The organism is Nonomuraea sp. B19D2 (genome assembly GCF_040137845.1).
Lineage (GTDB): Bacteria > Actinomycetota > Actinomycetes > Streptosporangiales > Streptosporangiaceae > Nonomuraea.
In genome coordinates, this window is record NZ_JBEFAK010000002.1 from 140184 (window position 1) to 160902 (window position 20719).

The 20719-nt window shown below is 70.7% G+C and carries 20 protein-coding genes; 7 read left to right on the top strand and 13 right to left on the bottom strand.

From position 1 onward, the window contains the following. Positions 1 to 17: 17 nt before the first annotated feature. The 3 genes from ABN273_RS04320 to ABN273_RS04330 are packed head-to-tail and all read right to left on the bottom strand — an operon-like array spanning position 18 to position 1399. Entirely contained in the window at positions 18 to 380 is a 363-nt protein-coding gene (locus ABN273_RS04320) for a hypothetical protein (protein WP_349447305.1), read from the bottom strand. A gap of 6 nt (positions 381 to 386) precedes the next feature. Further along, a complete protein-coding gene (locus ABN273_RS04325) occupies positions 387 to 971 on the bottom strand; it encodes a hypothetical protein (RefSeq protein WP_349447306.1) in 585 nt (194 codons plus the stop codon). Between the two features lie 14 nt (positions 972 to 985). After that, positions 986 to 1399, bottom strand: coding sequence for an Hsp20/alpha crystallin family protein (locus ABN273_RS04330; protein WP_349447307.1), 414 nt, complete (start codon positions 1397 to 1399; stop codon positions 986 to 988). 202 nt (positions 1400 to 1601) lie between these two features. Between ABN273_RS04330 and ABN273_RS04335 the strand changes: the two genes are divergently transcribed. Both ABN273_RS04335 and ABN273_RS04340 read left to right on the top strand, forming a co-directional pair. Beyond that, positions 1602 to 2615 (top strand): CapA family protein, encoded by a 1014-nt coding sequence (locus ABN273_RS04335; RefSeq protein ID WP_349447308.1) that lies wholly within the window; start codon positions 1602 to 1604, stop codon positions 2613 to 2615. Between the two features lie 128 nt (positions 2616 to 2743). Continuing rightward, entirely contained in the window at positions 2744 to 4066 is a 1323-nt protein-coding gene (locus ABN273_RS04340) for a lipase family protein (protein WP_349447309.1), read from the top strand. 15 nt (positions 4067 to 4081) lie between these two features. Here ABN273_RS04340 and ABN273_RS04345 read toward each other — a convergent pair whose 3' ends face one another. Together ABN273_RS04345 and ABN273_RS04350 are read right to left on the bottom strand one after the other, a co-directional pair. Beyond that, positions 4082 to 5140 carry a helix-turn-helix transcriptional regulator gene (locus tag ABN273_RS04345; RefSeq protein WP_349447709.1) on the bottom strand — a complete coding sequence of 353 codons (1059 nt, stop codon included), beginning with the start codon at positions 5138 to 5140 and terminating at the stop codon, positions 4082 to 4084. A 159-nt stretch (positions 5141 to 5299) separates the two neighbouring features. Beyond that, on the bottom strand, positions 5300 to 5791 hold the full coding sequence (locus ABN273_RS04350; protein WP_349447310.1) for a hypothetical protein: 492 nt from the start codon (positions 5789 to 5791) through the stop codon (positions 5300 to 5302). Between the two features lie 216 nt (positions 5792 to 6007). Between ABN273_RS04350 and ABN273_RS04355 the strand changes: the two genes are divergently transcribed. The 4 genes from ABN273_RS04355 to ABN273_RS04370 all read left to right on the top strand — a co-directional run bounded on the left by ABN273_RS04355 (position 6008) and on the right by ABN273_RS04370 (position 9162). Further along, complete coding sequence (locus ABN273_RS04355) at positions 6008 to 6706, top strand: response regulator transcription factor (RefSeq protein WP_349447311.1); 699 nt, start codon at positions 6008 to 6010, stop codon at positions 6704 to 6706. An 80-nt stretch (positions 6707 to 6786) separates the two neighbouring features. Further along, complete coding sequence (locus tag ABN273_RS04360) at positions 6787 to 7353, top strand: NADPH-dependent FMN reductase (protein ID WP_349447312.1); 567 nt, start codon at positions 6787 to 6789, stop codon at positions 7351 to 7353. Positions 7354 to 7363: 10 nt separating this feature from the next. Further along, positions 7364 to 8329: an ATP-binding cassette domain-containing protein gene (locus tag ABN273_RS04365; RefSeq protein WP_349447313.1), complete on the top strand. Its 966-nt coding sequence runs from the start codon at positions 7364 to 7366 to the stop codon at positions 8327 to 8329. Next, the gene (locus ABN273_RS04370) at positions 8326 to 9162 is read left to right on the top strand and encodes an ABC transporter permease (protein ID WP_349447314.1); all 837 of its coding nucleotides are present in this window, start codon (positions 8326 to 8328) and stop codon (positions 9160 to 9162) included. The genes ABN273_RS04365 and ABN273_RS04370 overlap by 4 nt, the downstream gene beginning before the upstream one ends. 287 nt (positions 9163 to 9449) lie before the next feature. Here the strand turns inward: ABN273_RS04370 and ABN273_RS04375 are convergent, their stop codons facing one another. From ABN273_RS04375 to tnpA, 8 genes are all read right to left on the bottom strand, one after another. Next, positions 9450 to 12569, bottom strand: coding sequence for an ATP-binding protein (locus tag ABN273_RS04375; RefSeq protein WP_349447315.1), 3120 nt, complete (start codon positions 12567 to 12569; stop codon positions 9450 to 9452). Positions 12570 to 12614: 45 nt separating this feature from the next. Continuing rightward, a complete protein-coding gene (locus ABN273_RS04380; protein ID WP_349447316.1) occupies positions 12615 to 13808 on the bottom strand; it encodes a cytochrome P450 in 1194 nt (397 codons plus the stop codon). Positions 13809 to 13905: 97 nt separating this feature from the next. After that, positions 13906 to 14943 carry a protein kinase family protein gene (locus ABN273_RS04385; protein WP_349447317.1) on the bottom strand — a complete coding sequence of 346 codons (1038 nt, stop codon included), beginning with the start codon at positions 14941 to 14943 and terminating at the stop codon, positions 13906 to 13908. Between the two features lie 12 nt (positions 14944 to 14955). Then, positions 14956 to 15936 (bottom strand): NAD(P)-dependent alcohol dehydrogenase, encoded by a 981-nt coding sequence (locus tag ABN273_RS04390; protein ID WP_349447318.1) that lies wholly within the window; start codon positions 15934 to 15936, stop codon positions 14956 to 14958. Between the two features lie 100 nt (positions 15937 to 16036). Continuing rightward, positions 16037 to 16708 (bottom strand): response regulator, encoded by a 672-nt coding sequence (locus ABN273_RS04395; protein ID WP_349447319.1) that lies wholly within the window; start codon positions 16706 to 16708, stop codon positions 16037 to 16039. Further along, complete coding sequence (locus tag ABN273_RS04400) at positions 16705 to 17751, bottom strand: sensor histidine kinase (RefSeq protein ID WP_349447320.1); 1047 nt, start codon at positions 17749 to 17751, stop codon at positions 16705 to 16707. The genes ABN273_RS04395 and ABN273_RS04400 overlap by 4 nt, the downstream gene beginning before the upstream one ends. A gap of 97 nt (positions 17752 to 17848) precedes the next feature. Next, the gene (locus ABN273_RS04405) at positions 17849 to 18772 is read right to left on the bottom strand and encodes an AEC family transporter (RefSeq protein WP_349447321.1); all 924 of its coding nucleotides are present in this window, start codon (positions 18770 to 18772) and stop codon (positions 17849 to 17851) included. Between the two features lie 179 nt (positions 18773 to 18951). Further along, positions 18952 to 19380 (bottom strand): IS200/IS605 family transposase, encoded by a 429-nt coding sequence (tnpA, locus tag ABN273_RS04410; RefSeq protein WP_349447322.1) that lies wholly within the window; start codon positions 19378 to 19380, stop codon positions 18952 to 18954. 23 nt (positions 19381 to 19403) lie between these two features. On the opposite strand from tnpA, the gene ABN273_RS04415 reads away from it, so the two are divergent. Further along, positions 19404 to 20717 carry an RNA-guided endonuclease InsQ/TnpB family protein gene (locus ABN273_RS04415; RefSeq protein ID WP_349447323.1) on the top strand — a complete coding sequence of 438 codons (1314 nt, stop codon included), beginning with the start codon at positions 19404 to 19406 and terminating at the stop codon, positions 20715 to 20717. Positions 20718 to 20719 lie beyond the last annotated feature (2 nt).

The window sequence follows — 20719 nt, forward strand, 5'->3', positions numbered from 1 at the left end:
CCAGATAACCGCCCCACTCACCCGAAGGTCGGCGGACCGCCGTCGGAGCGGGTGCGCCGCACGCTGAACCCCACGAGGTACACGGCCGCCGCCAGCGCCACGACGGCGGGCGGGATGGCCAGGGGCGGGCGTCCGGCCAGCAGGGCAAGCACGGTCAGGACCACCCCGGCGAGCAGCGCGAGCGCGGCGGCCAGCAGGCGCACGCCGAGCCAGCTGGAGGGCGGCGGAGACTTCGGCCACTCCCCGTGGCCGCCTCCGTGCACGTCGGGCACGCCGGTGTCACTCACCACGCCGGAGCGGCTCACCTCGTCGGGAGGCGGCGGCTCGCGCAGCACCGGAGCGAAGAACTCGTCCTCAGGATCCTCGTCTTGCCTCTTCATCCCGCATCACCTCGCCGGGTCGGCTTCGTCCAGCTCGCGCAGGAACGGGTTGACCACGGCGTTCAGCTCGGCCAGGAGCGCTTCGAGCGAGGCCTGGGCGTCGTCGAGGTTCGGCAGGCCCTCGGCCCGCGCGTGGGTGGGCGTGGGCAGGCGGTCCACCGGCAGGGGCACGCGGAGCTCCAGCGTGCTGAGCGCGGTCGGCCGCTCGTACGGCGGCGGCACGTACGTCGGCTCCTGACGCTGCCAGCTCGACCACCCGGCGGGCAGCCGGACCTGGGGCGGGGCCGCGAGCTCGACCACGGCGAGCAGCCCCGCGGCCTCCTCGGGCCGGTGGCAGGTCGCATCCAGCACCCGCGGATGGCGGCGTACGTAAGCGTGCTCCGCCACCGGGCGCGTGGCCACCTCCCACGCGCCCAGCGCGAAGTGCAGCGGGTCCAGCGTGATGCCGCCCGCGGCCGGTTCACCGTCCACAGCCTCGAACGCGTGCCTCCATTTGCGCAGCTCTTCGCCGTAGCGCTCCTGCGCGCTGCCCTGGTCCTCGCCGTCGTGCCCCCGCGCGGCGCCGATCCAGAAGGCCTGCGTGCCGGCCATGCGCCTCCCCCGTGTCAGCCCTTGATCTCGATGCGGCGGGCGCGGCCCTTCTCGGTCTTCGGAACGCGCACGGTCAGAATGCCGTCGGCCAGCTCGCCGCCGATGTGCTCGGTGTCGGCGTCGCTCGGCAGGATCGTCCGGTAGACGAACCGGCCGGCGCGCCGCCGCAGCATGTTGCCCTTCTCCTCCTCGTTGATCTCCCCGGACACGCAGAGCTCGCTGTCGTTGACCTCGACGTTGATGTCCTCCCGCTTGATGCCGGGAAGCTCGGCGCGGACGACGTAGGCGTCCGGGGTCTCCTCGGTCTCCGCCATCGGCCGCCAGGCGGCGACGTCGGTCTCGGCGCCCTGCTCGAACAGCCGCCCCATCTGATCCCACAGTTGCTGGAACTCCGTGAACGGATCCCACGCCCGTCTCTGCCAGGGCACACCCGTCTGCGTCGCTCCGCGATTACGCCTTATCGGCAAGGCCACTGCTTTTCACCCCCGTGGCGCGAGGGACACCCTCGTCCCCCTCCTCCATATTCATCCCGTCACTACCCGCGCCAATACCCGCAAACTCCTCCCACGAACGGTTCCGCCGCAGGCAGGAGCGGGTGTCGAAGCCATCCGGCAGGGAAGCTGGACGAATATGACCGAAGGGAACGCGACGGCATCGGGGGAGCCCGCGATGACGGTCACGCTGGCGCTGGCCGGTGACACGATGCTCGGGCGCGGCGTGGCCGAGCGGCTCAAGCTGACCGCGGATCCGGCCCACTTCTTCGACGCGGGTGTGCGCGCGGTGCTCGCCCGGGCCGACCTCGTCCTGCTCAACCTGGAGTGCTGCCTGTCGGACCGCGGCCGGCAGTGGGACCCGATGCGCAAGCCGTTCCACTTCCGCGCCCCGCCGCAGGCCGCGGCCATGCTGGCGGAGCTGGGCGTGCACGCGGTCACGCTGGCCAACAACCACGCGCTCGACTACGGCCAGGACGCCCTCCTGGACACCCTCGACCACCTGGCGGCGGTCGGGATCCGGACCGTGGGGGCGGGCGCCGACCTGGCCCAGGCGTGGGAGCCCGCCGTGCTGGAGGCCGGGGGCCTGCGCCTTTCCGTGCTGGGCGTCACCGACCATCCCGCCGATTTCGCGGCCACCGAGCGCAGGCCTGGGGTCGCGTACGCCGACCTGGGCACCGGGGTGCCGGACCGGCTCACGAACACGATCAGGAGCATGAACGGCGACGCCGTCCTCGTCTGCGTCCACTGGGGCCCGAACATGACCGCCGCACCCGTCACCCACGTCCGCCGCTCGGCCAAGGCGCTGGTGGGCGCGGGAGCGACCCTGGTGGCCGGACACTCCGCGCACGTCTTCCACGGGGTGGCCGGGCCGGTCCTGTACGACCTGGGCGACTTCATCGACGACTACATCGTGGATCCCGAGCTGCGCAACGACCTCGGGCTGATTTTCCTGGTCACCCTGGACGAGCACGGTCCGGTACGGCTGAGCGTCGTGCCCATCGCGCTCGACTACTGCCGTACCAGGGTGGCGGACGAGGCGGAGTCCGGCTGGATCCGCCACCGCTTCGCCAACGCCTGCGCCGACCTCGGCACCGAGGTCCGGCACGAGGCGGGCACGCTCACCGTCGATCTCCGGCCATCAGCGGCGTGACCTGCGCATTTGGGCGGTCTTTGGGAGGACGCGCCACCCACTTACAGTACTCGGTCAATTGCTGACAGTGACCATAAGGTGGGTGAGTGGCCCCAGTGAGGCCTCGGAACCTAGCGAGAGGATCGAGCATGGCGCAGGAACCGAGAATCGACGTCGAGACCAGAGCCGATTCGGTCAGGGGCAGCCTGACGGAGGAGCAGGTCGAGCGGGTGGCGGACGCGCTCGGGCAGCAGGGGGTCTGGTTCGCGGCCCCGCGGCCCAGCGCGGTCAGCGCGCCCAGGCCCGACCGCATCTGGGACCTGGTGGGCGACCAGCCGCATGAGGGGCGCACGGCCACCGGCCGGGCCGCGGTCTACCTGGCGCAGGGGCACGCCGCGCTGACCCGGCCGCTGATCTTCGCTGACGGCTTCGACTACGGGCCGAGCGACCTCGACGCGCTGTGGAGCCACTTCAACGCGGGCGCTCCCGGTTTCCTGGACCGGCTCAGGACAATGGGCATCGACGTCATCCTGCTCGGTTTCGACGAGCGGCAGACGTACATCCAGGCCAACGCCGCCGTGGCGGCCACCTGCGTGCGGCGTGCCATCCAGGAGCGGCGTGGCGACCTCCCGCTGGTCGTCGGCGGCGTCAGCCTGGGCGGCATGATCACCAGGTACGCGCTGGCACGCCTGGAGAGCGAGGGCGTCGACCACCAGACCGACAAATACTTCTCCTACGACACGCCGCACCTCGGCGCCTGGATCCCGCTGGTGCTGCAGCAGCTCGCCTACCTGCACGAGTCGCTGCTGCCACAGCCCGGCGGTCCCGGCCAGGCCGAGCTGATCCGCAGCCCGGCCGCGCAGCAGCTCCTGTGGGGCTGGGTCGAGAGCGAGGACTACTCGGGTCCGGTGACCACCGCCAGCCGGCTGCGTACGGACTTCCTGGACGACCTGCGCAGGGTCGGCTGGTTCCCGATGCGGCCGTACAAGCTGGGTCTGGCCAACGGGGCCGGCGACGGCATGGGGCCCGACCTGCCGCCGGGCACGCCGGTGTTCGACCTGCACCATGACCCGCTGCAGCTCACGGCCTGGATCCAGCCGGACCTGGGCGAGCTGCAGAACGTCGGCACGATCAAGTTCGGCGTGCCCGTGTGGTCGAGCGCCACGTCGCGCGTGCCCGCGTTCGACGGGGCGCCGGGCGGCACGCTGGACTTCTGGGGCAGGGTGGCCGACGAGATCGGGCTGCCGATCCAGGAGCGGTTCCGCAGGAGCTGCTTCGTCCCGGCGATCAGCGCGATCGCCCTGGCCAGGGACCCGTTGCGGTGGCAGGCCGACCTCTACAAGGACCTGCGCGACCTGCGGAAGGACGAGACGTTCCTGGACGTCTTCTGCTGCGACACGGGCAACTCCGCGCACGGCGGCGTCTCCCAGGTGCTGGTCGACTGGCTCCTGGAACAGCTCGCCGGCTGGTAGGGCGAGAAAGGCCGGTCAGCCGGCGATCGCCGCGATGAGTTCGTCCCGGCTCTGCGCCCGGGTCTTCCGGTACACCGATTTCAAGTGGTCGTTGACGGTGTAGAGGGAGAGGTCCAGGTCTCGGGCAATCTGTTTCGCCGCCGCCCCGGCATACAGGCACTCGATGACTCGGCGTTCGCCGGCGGTGATGCCGTACCAATCAGAAAATGACGGCAGCAGCAGTTTGCCGCCGGCCGCCTGGATGAGAATGGCGACGTCACTCTCGCCGCTCTCATCCAGCGGCTGGCCGTGGATCAACACCCAGCGCCCGAAGTTCGCCGCCGGCGCGCAGATCAGCGGCGTCCAGGCGTGCGGATCGCGAGTATGTGCCCGCACCTGCAAGGACAGACCGACCCAGAACGCGTTGGCGATCCAGTCCGGCACCCCGCTCCCGGCAGCCGGCCACATTTGCCGCGTCCACTCCCGCGCCTGGGGCGAGATCGACCGGACCGTGTGATCAGGGGCGATCGTGATGACTCCGGTCGGCAGCGCCGGAACGGTGGGGGTCAGCGGGCCGGCCGTCACATATCCGCGCAACGCCGCCAGCAGCGCAGGGGCGAGCTGCTGGGCCCGGTGGATGTCATTCTCGCCGAAGGGCCTGCCGCCCTCGGCACGGAGCAGGCCGAGCAGACCCCACACCCCATGGCGGTCCCGAATCAGCAGGCGCAGTTCGCTGCCCGCTCCGTGGGCGGCCAGCACCCGCCGAACCAGCGCGTTGCGCCGGCCGTCTCCGGCACCCGCTCCCACGACGCACACCGGCACGCTCTGCCGGGCGAGGACCGGCAGCGGGCATGGGTCGCCGTGCAGATATCGGTTGAGCACCAGGGCGCTGATCAGCGTGGGCTGGTATTCGTGCCAGAAGCTGAACGCTCCCAGGCCGATGCCGATCGCCGGATTCAGGCCGACCAGCCGGAGCGCGTCGTGCGCCACCCGGCGTCCGACGATCCGCGAAATCGCCGCACCGACCTCGGCCGGGCTACCGGCGGGACCGAGCGCCGCACACAGTTCGCGGGCGATCCGCCCTTCACTGTCCATCACCCAGCATCAACCCCGGGAGTAATCCTAATTCCCCTGGAAAAGAATGACCAGCCACGGAAATCGAAGAACTGCCGGCGGCTTTATGTCGCATATGACGTATTTGAGGGCTTTTGCCGATGTGAATCCTCGACGCCGTAGGGGGTCCCGCCCCACCTGCTACTTCGCCTCGTGGCGGCGGTCGTCGCGCTGGTGCTTCCTGGCGCCGACCACCTCGAACGCGGCGGTGGCGACCTTGTTGCCGACCTTGACGGTCACCGTCTCGCTGCCGGGCCTGGCCTTCGGCGGCACGGTCAGGGTCTTGGTGGCGCTGCCGCCGGAGAGCGCGACGCGGTATCTCCTGCCCTCAGGGCTGATCACGATGGCCGTGCGCGAGTGCAGGCCCTTCGCGGCGATCGTCACCTCGTAGGAGCCACCGGCGCGCACACGGCCCGGGTCAACGGACACCTTGAGCGAGGCCGCACGAACAGCATCGCGTCCCATGGCCAGCTGGTCCTGGGGCACGGCGGGGTTCGAGTACGTCGGCTGCGGGGCCTCGGCCGTCGCCGCGGGCTGCGGCTGCCTGGCGTCAGCGAGGGCGGCGCCCGACAGGGGCAGGGCGAGCACGGCGGCGCTGGCAAGGGTCACGACGAAAGGCTTGGCGAAACGCATCAGTCAATAATCCAATCCGGGACGACCCGGCCGAACTTTTGAATTCAGCCGCGGAGGTCAGCCCCCACGCCGAACAACCTGCCGACTCAATCTGAGAAACGCCTTTAAGCCACTTGTGTATTGGATAAGCGGAGGCAGCGGGCTCGAGCTGAGCTCACAGGCGATTCACAAGCAGAAATCATCAAACTTTCATAAACGCACGTCATCGTCACGAACATGTACCCGACCAGCCCGGTCAACATCCTCGTGGTGGATGACGAGCCGTCGCTGACCGAGCTCCTTTCCATGGTCATGCGCCAGGAGTCCTGGGACGTCCGCAGTGCGCTCAACGGCTCCGAGGCCATCCGCGCGGCCCGTGGGTTCCGCCCCGACGCGATCGTCCTGGACGTCATGCTGCCCGACATGGACGGGATCCGGCTCCTGCCCAGGCTGCGCGCGGTGCTGCCGGGGGTGCCGATCCTGTTCCTAGCGGCCCTGGACTCGCTCCAGGACCGGCTCGTCGGCCTGCGGGCGGGCGCCGACGACTACGTCACGAAGCCGTTCAGCCTGGAGGAGGTCGTCCTCAGGCTGCGCGGCCTGCTGCGCCGCTCGGGCGCGGCGCAGCAGCGGCCCGACGCCGGGCTGGTGGTCGGGGACCTCACGCTGGACCAGGAGACCCGCCAGGTACGGCGGGCCGGCAAGGACATCAGGCTCACACCCACGGAGTTCGAGCTGCTCCGGTTCCTCATGCACAATCCGGGGCGGGTGCTGAGCAAGGCACAGATACTCGACCGGGTGTGGGCGTACGACTTCGGCGGTCAGAGCAACGTGGTCGAGCTGTACATCTCGTACCTCCGGCGCAAGATCGACGCGCAGCGCGAGCCGATGATCCACACCGTGCGCGGCGTCGGCTACACGATCAGACCCGCCGGATGACCCTCATGGGAGCGTTGCTAGATCCGATCTAGCAGCCCTTCTAGCGCCTGAAAGGTGACGGCGCAGGAAGGGGGCGCACCATGGATCCGTTGCGGGTCGCGCTGATCATCGGCAGCACCCGGGTCGGCCGCGTCGGCGACTCGGTGGGCGCGTGGTTCGCCGAGCGGGCCCGCCGCCGCCGCGACCTCGCGATCGAGGTGCTCGACCTGGCCGGCTACGCCTTCCCCCGGTGCTACCCGGATGAGGCGACGCCGGACATGTGCAGCTTCGCCGGATCCGTCGGCGGCGCGGAGGCGTTCGTCGTGGTCACCCCCGAGTACAACCGCAGCTTCCCCGCCTCACTCAAGCAGGCGATCGACTTCGCCTACGACGAGTGGCAGGCCAAACCCATCGGGTTCGTGGCGTACGGGTCGGGATCGGCCGGCATGTACGCGGTCGAGCAGCTCCGTACCGTCTTCTGCGCCCTGCACTCCGTGACCATGCGTGACTGGGTCGGGCTCGACCTGCTCGGCGAGGACGTCGACGAGCGCGGGCGGCCGCGCGACACCGACGACCGCCTGCGGGCCGTCGGGGCCATGCTCGACCAGCTCACCTGGTGGGGCCGGGCGCTGCGCGCCGCCCGGCACGCGCAGCCGTACGTCTCATGAAAGGACCGCAATGCCAGATCTAGCGATACAGACCTCAGGCCTGGTCAAGGTCTTCGGCGATACCCGTGCCGTGGACGGCCTCGACCTCGCCGTCCCGACCGGCGCCGTGTACGGCGTGCTCGGCCCCAACGGCGCGGGCAAGACCACCGCCGTACGGATGCTGGCCACACTGCTGCGGCCCGACGGAGGCGAGGCGACCGTGTTCGGGCACGACGTCGTGCGCGAGGCGGACACCGTACGCAGCCGGGTCAGCCTGACCGGCCAGTACGCCTCCGTGGACGAGGAGATGACCGGCGCCGAGAACCTGATCCTGCTCGGCCGCCTCCTCGGCCACCGCAAGCCGGCCGCGAAGGAGCGGGCGGCGGAGCTGCTGGAGGCGTTCGGGCTGACGGAGGCCGCGGGGCGGCAGGTCAAGACGTACTCGGGCGGGATGCGCCGGCGGCTCGACATCGCGGCCAGCATCCTCAACACGCCCGACCTGCTCTTCCTCGACGAGCCCACGACCGGCCTCGACCCGCGCAGCCGCAACCAGGTCTGGGACATCGTGCGCGTCGTCGTGGCCCACGGCACGACGGTGCTGCTGACCACGCAATACCTGGAGGAGGCCGACCGGCTCGCGAGCCGCATCGCGGTCATCGACCACGGCAAGGTCATCGCCGAGGGCACTCCTGGCGAGCTGAAGTCGTCAATCGGCTCCGGTTCCGTCCACGTACGGCTGCGCGACCCGGCCACCCGCGGCGAGGCCGAGCGCCTGCTCGCCGAGACGCTGGACGCGCCCGTCTACCTGGAGGCGGACCCGGTGGCGCTCACGGCCCGCGTCACCGGCGACGGCGGGGAGGCGGCGCAGGCCGCCCGCGCCCTCGGGCGGCTGGCCGAGGCCGGCATCGTCGTCGACGACTTCTCACTCGGCCAGCCAAGCCTGGACGAGGTCTTCCTGGCACTGACCGACCGCCCCGCGACCGAGGAGGCAGCATGAGCACCACCACTGAGACCACGTACGCGCCGGCGGCCGAGATGCTCGGCACGGTGCTCGCTCCGGGGGTCAAGCCGCCACGGCCCAGCGCCTGGTCGGCGTCGGTCACGTTCGGCTGGCGGGCCATGTTGAAGATCAAGCACGTGCCGGAGCAGCTGTTCGACGTGACGGCGTTCCCGCTGATGATGACGCTGATGTTCACGTACCTCTTCGGCGGCGCGCTGGCGGGGTCGCCGACCGAGTACCTGCAGTTCCTGCTGCCGGGCATCATGGTGACGAGCGTCGTGATGATCACGATGTACACCGGCGTGGAGGTCAACAAGGACATCGAGAAGGGCGTCTTCGACCGCTTCCGCACCCTGCCCATCTGGCGTCCTTCGACCATGGTCGGCTACCTGCTCGGCGACGTCCTGCGGTACACGCTGGCCTCGACGGTCATCCTGGCGGTCGGTCTGGTGCTGGGCTTCCGGCCGCAGGGCGGGGTCGCCGGTGCGGTGGCCGGGATCCTGGTGCTGCTGGGGTTCTCGTTCGCGTTCTCGTGGGTGTGGACGATGTTCGGGCTGCTGCTGCGGAGCGAGAAGTCGGTGATGGGGTTCAGCATGCTGGTGCTGTTCCCGTTGACCTTCCTGAGCAACGTCTATGTGGATCCCTCGACCATGCCGGGGTGGCTGCAGATCTTCGTGAACGCCAACCCGATCACGCACCTGGTGGCTTCCGTGCGGTCGCTCATGGCGGGCGCGCCTGACGGCGCGGAGCTCATGTGGGTGCTGGGGTCGGCGCTGGTGCTGATCGTCGTGTTCGGCACCCTCACCATGCGCCTGTACAACCGGAAGTAGCCCAGTTGTCCCGGAGTCCATGCGGCACAGCCCCGCCCTCCGAGATGCAGAGAGCGGGGCTGCTGGGGCCTTCGGTCACTCGACGCGCAACGCCGTCCAGTGCGACGGCGTTCCTTCGTACATGACGTCGTTGCAGTCGCAATTGCCGCATCCAGGGATCATGCCGACGTGTCCTCCTCCCCTAGCGTGAGTGGGCCATGTACCCACAGTGACATGCTCATACGCTGGCGCACATGCGAGAGTTCCGTATCCCCGCAGCGGACCCGCAACTCGGCGATCATGTCTGCTCAAAGGCGCCAGGTGACGGGGCGGTCAGGTTGGTAGCGGCAGGTGGAGCCGGTGGAGACGGCGGCGCGGAGATGGGCGGCCAGCTCGGGATGGGCTCGGTCGAGCTTGCCCAGCACGTCGCGGATCCTGGCCGTGACGGTCTTGCGGGCGCGCTCCGCCTCGTCGCCCAGGCGGCGGGTGCGCCCGCCGAGCCCCGCCGCGGCCCGCAGCTCCTCCAGCAACGCCGCCCGCTCCCGGTCGAACTCGGCCGCCCGCCGATCGTCCCCCAGCTCGGCGGCCCGGTCGATCTCGTCGTCGAGCCGGGCCAGCCGGCGCCGGTAGCGGCTCTTGGCCTCCTCGTCGAGCACGTCGTCGCCGCCCATCCGCCGGGCCGCGACCACGACCTCGCCGCCCTCGGGGTCGAGCAGGAGCACGGCGGGCACGTCGTCACCGGGACGGCTCAGCAACGTGTGGAGGTCGCGCAGGCCCTTGGCGTCGGGCATGTGCGCGGTGCGGCCCGCGAACGCCAGCGACCAGACCTTCCCGTCCCTCCTGAACTCCGCGGTGCCGCCTCTGCCCGTCCGGGGGGCGACCGGCTCGGGACGCGCCGGGCGTACGGACTCCAGGACGTGGCGCATGCCCAGCTCGCCCGCCTCCCTGCGCACACCGGCGAGCAGCCCCTCCCCCGCCTCGGCGTCGCCCGGCCCGCCACGGGAGAGCAGCGTCTCGGCCAGGTGCGTGCGGGCGATCACCGACCACGGCCGCGCCCGCATCAGGTCGGCGGAGCGGTAGGCGGCCGTGAACCCCTCGACGGCCTGCGCCCAGCGCCCCTCGGCGGCGTCGAGCAGGGCGAGCCAGAGATCATAAGGTCCGCTGATGTCCCAGCCGTAGAACGACACCACCCACCGGCCCCGATGCGGGGCCAGCGCGGCGCGGGCCCGCGCACACAGCTCCGGGTCCTGCGTGGCCGCCGCCACCTCCGCCTGGAACCGCAGCCACAGCGGCTGTGCCATGCGCTCGCGCGGCTCCCCGGCGGCGAAATGGCGTAGTGCGGTGTCGAGGTCGCCGACCTGCAGGGCGGTGAGCGCCTCCAGCACCGGCACGCACGGGTGGGTGGTCTCCCTGAGCTCGCGGAGCAGCTCTTCGGCCGCCTCGATCCTGCCCTGCAGCGACATCATCGCCCACCGATGGTGCGTGATCATGAACAGGAAATGATCGTGCACCGAGTCCACGTGGATGCCCGACAGCGCCGACTCCGCCTCGGCGAAGCGGCCGGTGAGTGCGGCGATGATGCTCACATCCACCGACGTTGACAGGTCGAGGTGGCGCCGGCCGCTGCGCCGCCCCCTGGCGGCGTAGTCGTGGAAGGCGTCGAAGTAGCGGGCGTCGCCCTGCTCGATCATGGCGACCCAGCGCAGCGCGGCGGCGAAGTGGGCGAGCTCCCAGTCGGACGTGCGCCTGGCCACGTCGAGCAGCTCGCCGGTCAGCGCCAACCGCTCCTCCGCCGTGCCAGGCCCCCAGATGATCTCGTGGTGCGTCCACAGGCTGAACGCCAGCGCGTCGTCGTCACCTCCCCGCCTGGCCAGGTTGGCGAGGTGGAGCACGAGCTCGAGCGCCAGCCGCTCGTCGGGCGCCGAGCCGCCGACCAGCCTGCCGTGGGCCTGTCGCAACCGGTCGAGGGCCTCGTCGAGGCCGTAGTAGGAGTGGAACGTCAGCGCGACACGGGCGGGCAGCTCGGGGTCGTCGAGCTCGCCGGCGATGGCGGCGGCCAGCTCGAACGCCTCCCTCGCCGCGTCCTGCTCGCCGACGTGGTGCAGGTCCCTGCCCAGGTCGAGAGCGATCACGGCCTGCCTGCGCCGGTCGACGCCGCCGCTCAGGTCGCACGCCCTGCGCAGGTGGCCCAGCTGCTCCTCGTCCGCCAGCCGGCCCTTCGCGTCGCGGGAGGCGGCCAGCAGGAGGTCGATCACCCGATCAGGGTCCAGGCGGTCGCGGGCGAGGTAGGCGTGCCCGGCCAGGTCGCCAGGCAGCACCTTGCCCGCCAGGCCGGGCGAGCGGTCGAGGGCGCGGACGATGGCGCCGTGCAGCTCGAGCGGGTCGTCCAGCGAGTCGTAGAGGGTCTCGCGCACCAGGTCGTGGGCGAATGCGAACACGCCGCCGCCCTTGGCCACCACGAGCTTGGCCGCCACGGCCACGTCCAGCAGCCGGTCGACGTGCGCGACGGGCGCCGCGACGATCGCGGCGAGCACCTGCCGGTGGAACTCCCGCCCGAGCACCGCCGCGGCGGGCAGCAGCTCGGACACCTGCCGCGGCAGCAGCGACAACCGGCGCAGCAGCGCGTCGCGCACGCCCGGCGCGATGGCGCCGGCCGAGCCGCCGCTGCGCCACAACCTGGCGGTCTGCTCGACGAAGAACGGGTTTCCGCCCGTGCGCAGATGGACCTCCGCGACCAGCTCGGGCGGCGGCTCGTGGCCGGCCGTGCGGGTCATGAGCGCGCCGACGCCCGCCTGGTCGAGCCCGGTGAGCGTGATGGTGGTGGCCCGCGCGACGAGCGGCGACAGGAGATCGCGCAGCGGGTGGTCGACGGACTCCACCTCGGCGTCGCGATAGGTGCCGATCAGCAGCAGCCGCTCGAACCAGGTCTGCTGCGCCGCGAACTCCAGCAGCCGGAGCGAGGCCGGGTCGGCCTCGTGGAGGTCGTCGATGACGACCACCACCGGGCGCCGCTGCGACAGCGAGACCAGAGCGGAGGTGACCGCGTCGTAGACCCGGAAGGCGTCGAGGGCCGCCGCGCGGCTCCTGCCCTCGCCGAGCAGGGCGGCCAGCCTGCCGTCGGCCGACTCCTCCGCCGCGGCCCACTCCCCGGGCTCCGCGGCGCGCCGCAGAGCCCGGATGACCTGGACCCACGGCCAGAAGCCGGGGGCATTGTCCGAATCCCAGCACGCGCCCCCGACCACCAGCGCGCCCTGCCGCCTGGCCGCACCCGCCGCGCTCGTGACCAGCGTGGTCTTGCCGATGCCCGCCTCGCCGGTGACCAGCACCAGGCCGCCGTGGCTGCCGATCACCCGGTCGATCTCGGCACGCATCAGCGCGGCGGGATGCTCCCTGCCGATCAGCTCGTGTGCCGCGACGTCGATAGGCATGACCCTTGCACGCTATCCGCCGGGACCGACAATTCCCATCAACGGCTACCAGGCGACCTCCAGGGAGCTCAGGCCGTAGACGATGTGGGAGGAGCGGAAGTCCGCGGCGCCGGCCTCGCGCAGCCCCGGGAAGCGCTGGAGCAGCGCGGGGAAGGCGATGCGCAGCTCCATGCGGGCCAGCGGGGCGCCCAGGCAGTGGTGGATGCCGTGGCCGAAGGCGACGTGGCCGGGAGCGCCGCGGGAGACGTCGAACGTGTCCGCGTCGGGCAGCAGCGCCGGGTCGCGGTTGGCCGCGGGCAGGGCGCAGACGATCAGCTCGCCGGGCGGGATGGTACGGCCGCCGAGCTGGACCTCCGTGGTCGTGACCTTGGTCGTGCCCGAGTTGACGATGCTCAGCCAGCGCAGCAGCTCCTCCACCGCGGCGTCGATGCGCTCGGGCTCCTTCCTGAGGAGTTCGAGCTGTTCGGGGTGGCGGAGGAGAGCCAGGGTGCCGAGGGCGAGCATGTTGGAGGTGGTCTCGTGACCGGCGAACAGCAGCAGGGCGCCGATCCCGACGAGCTCGTCCGTGGTCAGGTCGTCGCCGTGCTCGCGTACCAGCATGCCGAGCAGCTCGTCGCCCGGGTCCTGCTGGATGCGGCGGACCAGGTCCTCCATGTACGCCCGCGACTCGAACTGCAGCGCCAGCCGCTCCTCGCCCGGCACCGACATGTCGAGCATCCTGCTGGTGCGGTGCTGGAAACCCGCGCGGTCCTCGTACGGAACGCCGAGCAGCTCGCAGATGACCAGCGACGGGATCGGCAGCGCGAACGACTGCACCAGGTCGGCGGGCGCCCCGGCGGCCTCCATGGCGTCCAGGTGGTCGTCCACGATGCGCCTGATCCGCGGCTCCAGCCGCTGCATCCTGCGGATGGTGAACTCGGGGGTCAGCATCTTGCGCAGGCGTGTGTGCTTGGGCGGGTCCGCGCCGAGCAGGTTGCCCGCCTGCGCCTTGGCGAGCTGCTCCGGGGTCATCTCCGGCGCTCCCGGCAGCCGCGCGACCGTCTGCTCTGCGATCTTGAACCGCTCGGCGTCGCCCAGGACCTCGCGTACGTCCGCGTACCGGGTCACGAGCCAGGCGTCCAGGCCGAACGCACTCGTGATGCGCACGATCCCCGCCTCGTCCCGGACCGCCGCCAGCTCAGGTGCCGGGTCGAACCCCACCCGCCGCATGTGCGGCGGCATCACCGAGGACTCGGTCATGGCTACCCCTTGATGATCGTCGTTGAGGCGACAACGGTAACAATCGGGGAGGTCGGTCTCCAGTGACCCGCCACAAGCGGTCTGCCCGGCCTGAGGCTCAGGCGGGGAGTCGATCGATCTCCTCCTGCGGATACGGCGTCCGTCTGCTCTCCTTCTGGAGCCTGCGGTAGAAATTGTCCATCACCAGGGCGAGCGCGCTGTGACGGGTCAGGATCGCCGCGGCCGCCTCCGGCACTCCGGCTGGCGGCTCTCCCCCGGCCCATGCGCGCACCAGGTCGTCGTGATCGCCCCACTTGCGGCCGTACAGGGCGGACGCCAGCCAGTGCACGAAGTGCGTGCGCGTGTGGCAGCGGTCGTACGTGCGGTGCCGGTGGAAGAAGTCGGCCTGATCCGGCGACAGGTCGAAGCGGGACGAGATCGCGAGCCCGAAGTCGGCGAAGTAGATGCGCCGTCCGTCGGTGAGGAGGTTGAGGAAGTGCGCGTCGAAGTGCAGCAGGTCGTTGGCGTTCATGAAGGAGACGCCCGCCTCCAGCTCCCGCTCCACCAGCTCGCAGGCGGCGTTCGCGGCCTCGTCGCCGGCCCGCAGCTGCGTTCCCAGCCAATCGCTCAGATTGTGCGGGAAGTACTCCAGGAACAGCACGAGGCTCGCCGAGGACCGCTGGAGCGCCTCGATGCGTTCGCGTACCTCCTGGCCTCCTCCCCAGTAGGCAATGGTCTGCTCGACATCGGACATGATCTCGGGCAGGGACGGCGGGGTGTCGGGCAGGACCCGCCAGTGGTACATCAGGGGGAAGCCGGGGTACTGCCCGGCGATCACCCAGTTCGTGGTCATGATGTGCGTCGCCAGCTCCCGCCACGCCCCGAAGCCAGGACTGCCGATGCCGTAGTTGAAGAAGGCCGGGAGGCCGAAGACATTGGCGGTGGACCTGACGTTCTCCGGCAGGAGCTCCCGGTCCGTGAGGGGCACCCGTTTCACGAACACCCGCGTCCCGGCCACCGCCAACAGCGCGGACCGGCCGCCGATGCCGGAGCCCAGCGGGTCGGCCTGCTCGACCAGCTCGCCCAGCTCGACGTCACCGCGAAGGGCCAGGGAGGTGGCGACGTCGCTGTAGGCCGTGAGACGTGATGTGTCCATTCGGGCATGGTTTCAGATGGAGATCACGACCTTCCCCGATGCGTGGCCCTCCTCCTGGTAGCCGACGGCCGCCGGAAGATCGGCGAACGGGTAGATCCGGTCGATCACCGGGTGGATCTCGCCGCCCTCGATCAGCTCGGTCAGCGTCATGAGGTTCCGCCTGGTCTCCGTGCAGTGCACCACCTGCGTCACGACCATCCGCTGGGACACGAACGACCCTGCCGCGAGCGTGGCGAAGACGTGGCTCGCAGGCTGGAACCAGCGGCCGGGCGGGCCGCCGACGAGGACGTGGGTCGCCTTGCGGGTCAGCACCCGGCGGCAGGCGGAGCCGGAGCGGCTGCCCGCGATGTCCAGCAGCAGCTCGTAGCGCCGCCCGTTTCGGGTGAAGTCCTCTTTGGTGTAGTCGATGACCTCGTCCGCGCCGAGCGACCGGACCAGGCCCACGTTCCTGGCGCTGCACACGCCGGTGACGTGCGCGCCGAACGCCCTGGCGAGCTGCACGGCGAACGTGCCCACGCCTCCGGAGGCCCCGTTGACGAGGACGCGGTCTCCCGGCTGGACGCGGCCGTCGTCGCGCAGGGCCAGCAGGGCGGTGCAGGCCGCCATCGGCACCGCCGCCGCCTCCTCGAACGACACGTTCTTCGGCTTGGGCGCCAGCTCGCTCTCCGGCACGCACACGTACTCGGCGAAGCCGCCCTGCTTGGGCATCGCGTACACCTCGTCGCCGGGGCGGAACTCGGTCACGTCCTTGCCGACCGCCTCCACGTGCCCGGCCACGTCGGCGCCCAGGACGCGGAACCGCGGCAGCCGCAGCCCCGGGCCGCCGCCCATCAGGCGGGCGATGTACGGCTCACCGCGGAGGAAGTGCCAGTCGTAGGGCTGAACGGAGGTGGCGCGCACCCGGACCAGCACTTCGTCGTCGCCGGGAACTGGCTGGTCGAGGTCCGTCAGGACGAGGGGTGAGCCGTACGAGGGTAGGACGAACGCCTTCATCGCTTTCTCCTTGTGGGGGGACTCGCGACCAGTGTCGCCAAGCCCGCCACGCGTCCTCTACAGCCGAAAGTACGACGTCGTCCCTGGCCGATCGGCCCGATCAGAGCTTGACCCGCTTGGTCTCGTACGCCCACATGGCGATCTCGACGCGGTTGCGGACGCCGAGCTTGAGCATGAGGCTCGCGATGTGGCTCTTGACGGTGCTGAGGGAGATGTGCAGCTCGTCGGCGATCTCGTTGTTGGTCCGCCCGCGCGCCACGGTGGCCAGGATCTCCTCCTCCCGGCCGGTCAGCGCCTCGCGGGGCTGCGCCGGCGGCGTGGCGCGCCCGGAGTAGGCGAAGGTCTGCAGCAGCCGGGCCGTGATGTTCGGGGCGATGAGGGCGTCGCCGTTGGCGGCGGCGCGGACGGCCTGGGAGAGCAGGTCGGGGCCGGCGTCCTTGAGCAGGAAGCCCCGGGCGCCCGCTCTGAGCGCGGCGTAGACGTACTCGTCGAGGTCGAAGGTGGTGATGACGACGACGGCGAGGGGTTCGGCGACGCCGGGACCGGCCAGGCGGCGGGTGGCCTCGATGCCGTCGAGGCCGGGCATGCGGATGTCGAACAGGCACACGTCAGGCCGCAGGCGCCGCGCCAGCTCCACGGCGCGCCGCCCGTCGGCGGCCTCGCCGACGACCTCGATGCCGGGCTGCGCGTCGAGGATCATCCTGAGCCCGGTGCGGGCGATCTCCTGGTCGTCGGCGACGATCACCCTGATGCCCTCGCCCCCGGCGGTCATGTCGCCGTCCCGGTGCGGGGCAGCACGGCGGTCACGGTCCAGCCCCCGTCGGGGTTCGGTCCTGCCTCGCAGGTGCCGCCGAGCAGGCCCGCGCGTTCGATCATGCCGATGAGCCCGTAGCCGGGCGACGATATCGAGCGTACGGAGCTGGCCTCGCCGTCGTCGCTCACGCGCAGGCGCACCGACGTGTCGTCGGCGGCGACCTGGATCGCGATGCGGGTGGCGTGGCGGGCGTGCCGCCGGGCGTTGGTGACCGACTCCTGCGCGATGCGGAAGATCGCGGCCCCGACCGACGGCGGCAGGCCGTCGAGGTCGCCGAAGAGCTCCACGTCGACGGAGGGGCCGACGCGGGCGTGACCGGCGAGCTGTTGCAGATCGGCGAGCTGCCGCCCCGGCGACAGCTCCGCCGGCTCGTCACGGCGCAGGAGGCGGACCATGGCGCGCATCTCGGCGAGCGTACGCGACGCCTCCGCCTCGATCACGCGGAGCGCGTCGGTGGCGGCCTCCGGTTGCGAGGCCGCCGTCGCCAGGCCCGCCTGCGCGCGGATCGCCATGGCCGACACGTGGTGAGCCACGGTGTCGTGCAGGTCGCGGGCCAGCTGCTCGCGCTCGAGCAGCTTGACCTGCTCGAGCTCGCGCATCCGCGCCCTGGCCCGGTACCGGACCGCGAGGCCCAGGGCGATGGCCGAGAACATGACGGCGAACGCGGCGACGGCGTCGGCGCGGGCGAGCCCGTAGCAGGCGACCGAGATGCCGACCGAGACCAGCATGATCGCCAGCCCGGTCGCGGCCTCGCGTCCCGACCCCCACCTGAACAGCGCGCACACCACGAGCAGCAGGAACACCATCGTGTACGTCTCCGGCCGCACGCCGCCCGTGAGCAGCGGAGCCAGGCTCGTGGTGACGAAGGCGGTCGCGAGCATCAGCAGCGGCCTGGTGCGGCGCCACAGCAGCGTGGGCACCAGCCCGACCGTCATGGCCACCGCGACGGCCCGCCACGGCAGCTCCGGCCGCAGGACCCCTTCGAGCACCGCGACCGGCACGAGCACCCCTACGAGCGCCCAGTCCCGCCAGACGCGTTACGGAGGGTCGGGGGGACGGGGCTCGTCCCACACGGAACGAAACACACCCTCATGGTAATCACCCGAGGACCGCGCCGATCGTGGTCATGATCGGGATGGACAGGCCCGTGGTCAGCAGCACCGCGCTGCGGGCCAGGCGGCGGCCCGTGTCGTAGTTCACCGCGTACACGTAGATGTTCTGCGCCGTCGGCAGGGCGGCGAACAGGGTGGCGGCCAGGAGGTCGCTGCCGTCGAGGCCGAGGGCGAGCCGGGCGGCCAGGTAGGCGATGGCCGGCTGGACGAAGGCCTTCAACGCGACCGCGAGGAAGATGTCCTTGCCGACGCCGTTCGTCTCGGGGGTCGTGGGGGTGCGCTGGGAGCCGTACAGGCTGAGGCCGTACGCCAGCAGCGCCACGGGCACGGCCGCGCCGCCGAGCAGCTCGACCGGGCGCATGACCGGGGCGGGCAGGGAGATGCCGCTGATCGCGAACGCGAGCCCGAGGAGCGAGGCGACCGTGAGCGGGTTGCGGAACGGGAGGAGCAGGGCCGCCCGCGCCGACCGTGCCCCCTTGTCGAGGATGAGGAAGGAGACCGGGGTGAGGACGAGCAGCTGGAAGAGCAGGATCGGGGCGACCAGCGCGCCGTTGCCCAGCACGTAGATCGAGATGGGCACGCCGAGGTTGCCCGCGTTGACGTATGACGAGGCGAGCGCGCCGATGGTCGCCTCGCGGCGGTCGCGCCGCCAGACCAGCCGCGCCACCAGCACGTAGACGAGCTGGACACACACCACCGCGACCACCTCGGTCAGCAGCACCGACGAGAAGAGGATGTGGAGGTCCGCCTTCGACACAGTGGCGAACATCAGCGCCGGGGTGGCCACGAAGAAGGCCAGGCGTGACAGCACCAGCTCGTCGCTGGCCCGCAGCAGGCCCCCCATCCCGATCAGGTAGCCGGTCACGGCAACGGACACCAGGGCGGCGAACGCCGCGACAACCCCCGACACTGACCAACCTCCGAAATGGGACGTTCAGCAGCGTATCGGGATGGTTGACCGGCAAAGCGGCGGGTCTACCAGAATGTGGGCTTGTGCTCCGGCGTTCACACCGGGGGTGAATGCCCGCGTGGGAGTGCCTGCTAGGGCGTGCGCATGCCCTGATCTTTCGGATTCGTCGGCAGCTTCACTCACACGGGTCGTTTCTGCTGCTCGATGTACTGCTTGAGCACGGTGAGCGGCTCCCCGCCGACCGACCCGGCGAAGTAGGAACCAGACCAGAAATGTCCGCCGCAGAGGTATTTGCGGACGTATGTGCTGTATTCCTTACGAAGCATCCGAGCCGAGACCCCCTTCAGCGAGTTGACGAGTTTGGACAGCGCGACCTTGGGCGGGTAGTGGACCAACAGGTGGACGTGGTCATGCTCGCCGTTGAACTCGCGCAGCTCGACCTCGAAGTCGGCGCACACCCCGCGCATGACTTCCTCACAGCGGACCAGCATTTCGTCGGTCAAGGCCCCACGCCGGTACTTTGTCACGAACACCAAATGGGCATGGAGGTTAGAGACGACATATCGTCCCCTTCTCACATCGGGGTCCGGATTCCATCGCGGTGACATAAACCAAAAGATATGATCAGCGTGTGGAGAAGGTGAAACGGGCTCGTGCGCACGTGGCGCGACTCGCCCTCAGCCCGGCCCAGGCGGCCGCTTTGGACGGTCAAGCTCACACCGCGCGCGCCCTGTGGAACCTGCTGCACGAGTACTTCGCCTTCCGGCAGGGCCGGTTCCCGTCACCAAAGGAATGCGACGCGGCGATCCGAGCGGCCCGCCACGAGATCCAGTGGATGGGGCAGTTGGCCGCTCAGGCCGCGCAAGCCGTGCTGAAGACCTACCGGCAGGCGTGGGCGAACTTCTTCAACCCCGGCCACCCGGCCAAACGCCCGACGTTCAAAAGCCGGGTCCGATCCCGGATGGCCGTGGACGTCCCCCAGGCCCGCGACCTGCAGATCAGCCGGATCAACCGCAGATGGGGCGCGGTGAACCTGCCCAAGGTCGGGCGGGTGAAGTTCCGGTGGACAAAAGACCTGCCCGGCCTCACCAAGGGCGGACCATCCGGCAGAATCACCGGGGCTCGCCTGGTGAAAGACGCCCACGGGTGGACCATCGTCTTCCGCACCGAGCTGCTCGTATCCGCCCCCGTCCCGCACACCGGGCCGAAGGTCGGCATCGACCGGGGCATCACGGTCCCCCTGGCCCTGTCCAACGGTCAACACCTTCGGCACGGCCCGTGGCTCACCGAGGGGGAGAACGAGCGGCTGTTGCGTCTGGAGCGCAAAAGCGCCCGTCAGCGTGCCACCCGCAAGAAAGGCGACCCGGTATCCAACCGGGAACGCCGCACCTACGACCAGATCGCCCGGCTCCGCGCGACAGCCAAGCGCCGAGCCGTCGACTGGCAGCATCAGAGCACGACCGACCTCGCGCGGCGATTCAGCGCGATCGTGGTCGAAGACCTGAACATCACCGCCATGATGGCCTCGGTGCGCGGGACCGTGCAGGAGCCGGGGATCAACGTCGCCCAAAAGCGGGGCCTGAACCGCTCGATCGCGGACCAGGCGTGGGGCCGGACGGTCGAGTTGCTGACCTACAAGAACGCCGACCATGGCGGTCTGCTCGCCAAGGTCCGCCCGCACGGCACCAGCCAAGAGTGCCACCGCTGCCACACCACCACTGCAGGATCACGCGAAACGCAATCGCGGTTCGCGTGCAAGAACCTGGCGTGCGGATGGACCGGCAACGCCGATACCAACGCCGCCCGAAACCAGCTTCATCGGTACAACTCTGCCGCCGGACGGGCGGTCACAGGACGTGGAGACTCCGGGATACCGGGGCCTGTGAAGCGTCAAGCATCCTGTCCCACAGCCTCGCCCGCACCCGCGCCGCGAGCTGCTGCGTAAGC

Excerpts from the sequence above, each read along its gene's own strand:
- ABN273_RS04320 (WP_349447305.1), bottom strand. The coding sequence starts at position 380 with ATGAAGAGGCAAGACGAGGATCCTGAGGACGAGTTCTTCGCTCCGGTG.
- ABN273_RS04325 (WP_349447306.1), bottom strand. The coding sequence starts at position 971 with ATGGCCGGCACGCAGGCCTTCTGGATCGGCGCCGCGCGGGGGCACGAC.
- ABN273_RS04335 (WP_349447308.1), top strand. The coding sequence starts at position 1,602 with ATGACCGAAGGGAACGCGACGGCATCGGGGGAGCCCGCGATGACGGTC.
- ABN273_RS04340 (WP_349447309.1), top strand. The coding sequence starts at position 2,744 with ATGGCGCAGGAACCGAGAATCGACGTCGAGACCAGAGCCGATTCGGTC.
- ABN273_RS04345 (WP_349447709.1), bottom strand. The coding sequence starts at position 5,140 with ATGGACAGTGAAGGGCGGATCGCCCGCGAACTGTGTGCGGCGCTCGGT.
- ABN273_RS04350 (WP_349447310.1), bottom strand. The coding sequence starts at position 5,791 with ATGCGTTTCGCCAAGCCTTTCGTCGTGACCCTTGCCAGCGCCGCCGTG.
- ABN273_RS04355 (WP_349447311.1), top strand. The coding sequence starts at position 6,008 with ATGTACCCGACCAGCCCGGTCAACATCCTCGTGGTGGATGACGAGCCG.
- ABN273_RS04360 (WP_349447312.1), top strand. The coding sequence starts at position 6,787 with ATGGATCCGTTGCGGGTCGCGCTGATCATCGGCAGCACCCGGGTCGGC.
- ABN273_RS04365 (WP_349447313.1), top strand. The coding sequence starts at position 7,364 with ATGCCAGATCTAGCGATACAGACCTCAGGCCTGGTCAAGGTCTTCGGC.
- ABN273_RS04370 (WP_349447314.1), top strand. The coding sequence starts at position 8,326 with ATGAGCACCACCACTGAGACCACGTACGCGCCGGCGGCCGAGATGCTC.
- ABN273_RS04375 (WP_349447315.1), bottom strand. The coding sequence starts at position 12,569 with ATGCCTATCGACGTCGCGGCACACGAGCTGATCGGCAGGGAGCATCCC.
- ABN273_RS04380 (WP_349447316.1), bottom strand. The coding sequence starts at position 13,808 with ATGACCGAGTCCTCGGTGATGCCGCCGCACATGCGGCGGGTGGGGTTC.
- ABN273_RS04385 (WP_349447317.1), bottom strand. The coding sequence starts at position 14,943 with ATGGACACATCACGTCTCACGGCCTACAGCGACGTCGCCACCTCCCTG.
- ABN273_RS04390 (WP_349447318.1), bottom strand. The coding sequence starts at position 15,936 with ATGAAGGCGTTCGTCCTACCCTCGTACGGCTCACCCCTCGTCCTGACG.
- ABN273_RS04395 (WP_349447319.1), bottom strand. The coding sequence starts at position 16,708 with ATGACCGCCGGGGGCGAGGGCATCAGGGTGATCGTCGCCGACGACCAG.
- tnpA (WP_349447322.1), bottom strand. The coding sequence starts at position 19,380 with ATGTCACCGCGATGGAATCCGGACCCCGATGTGAGAAGGGGACGATAT.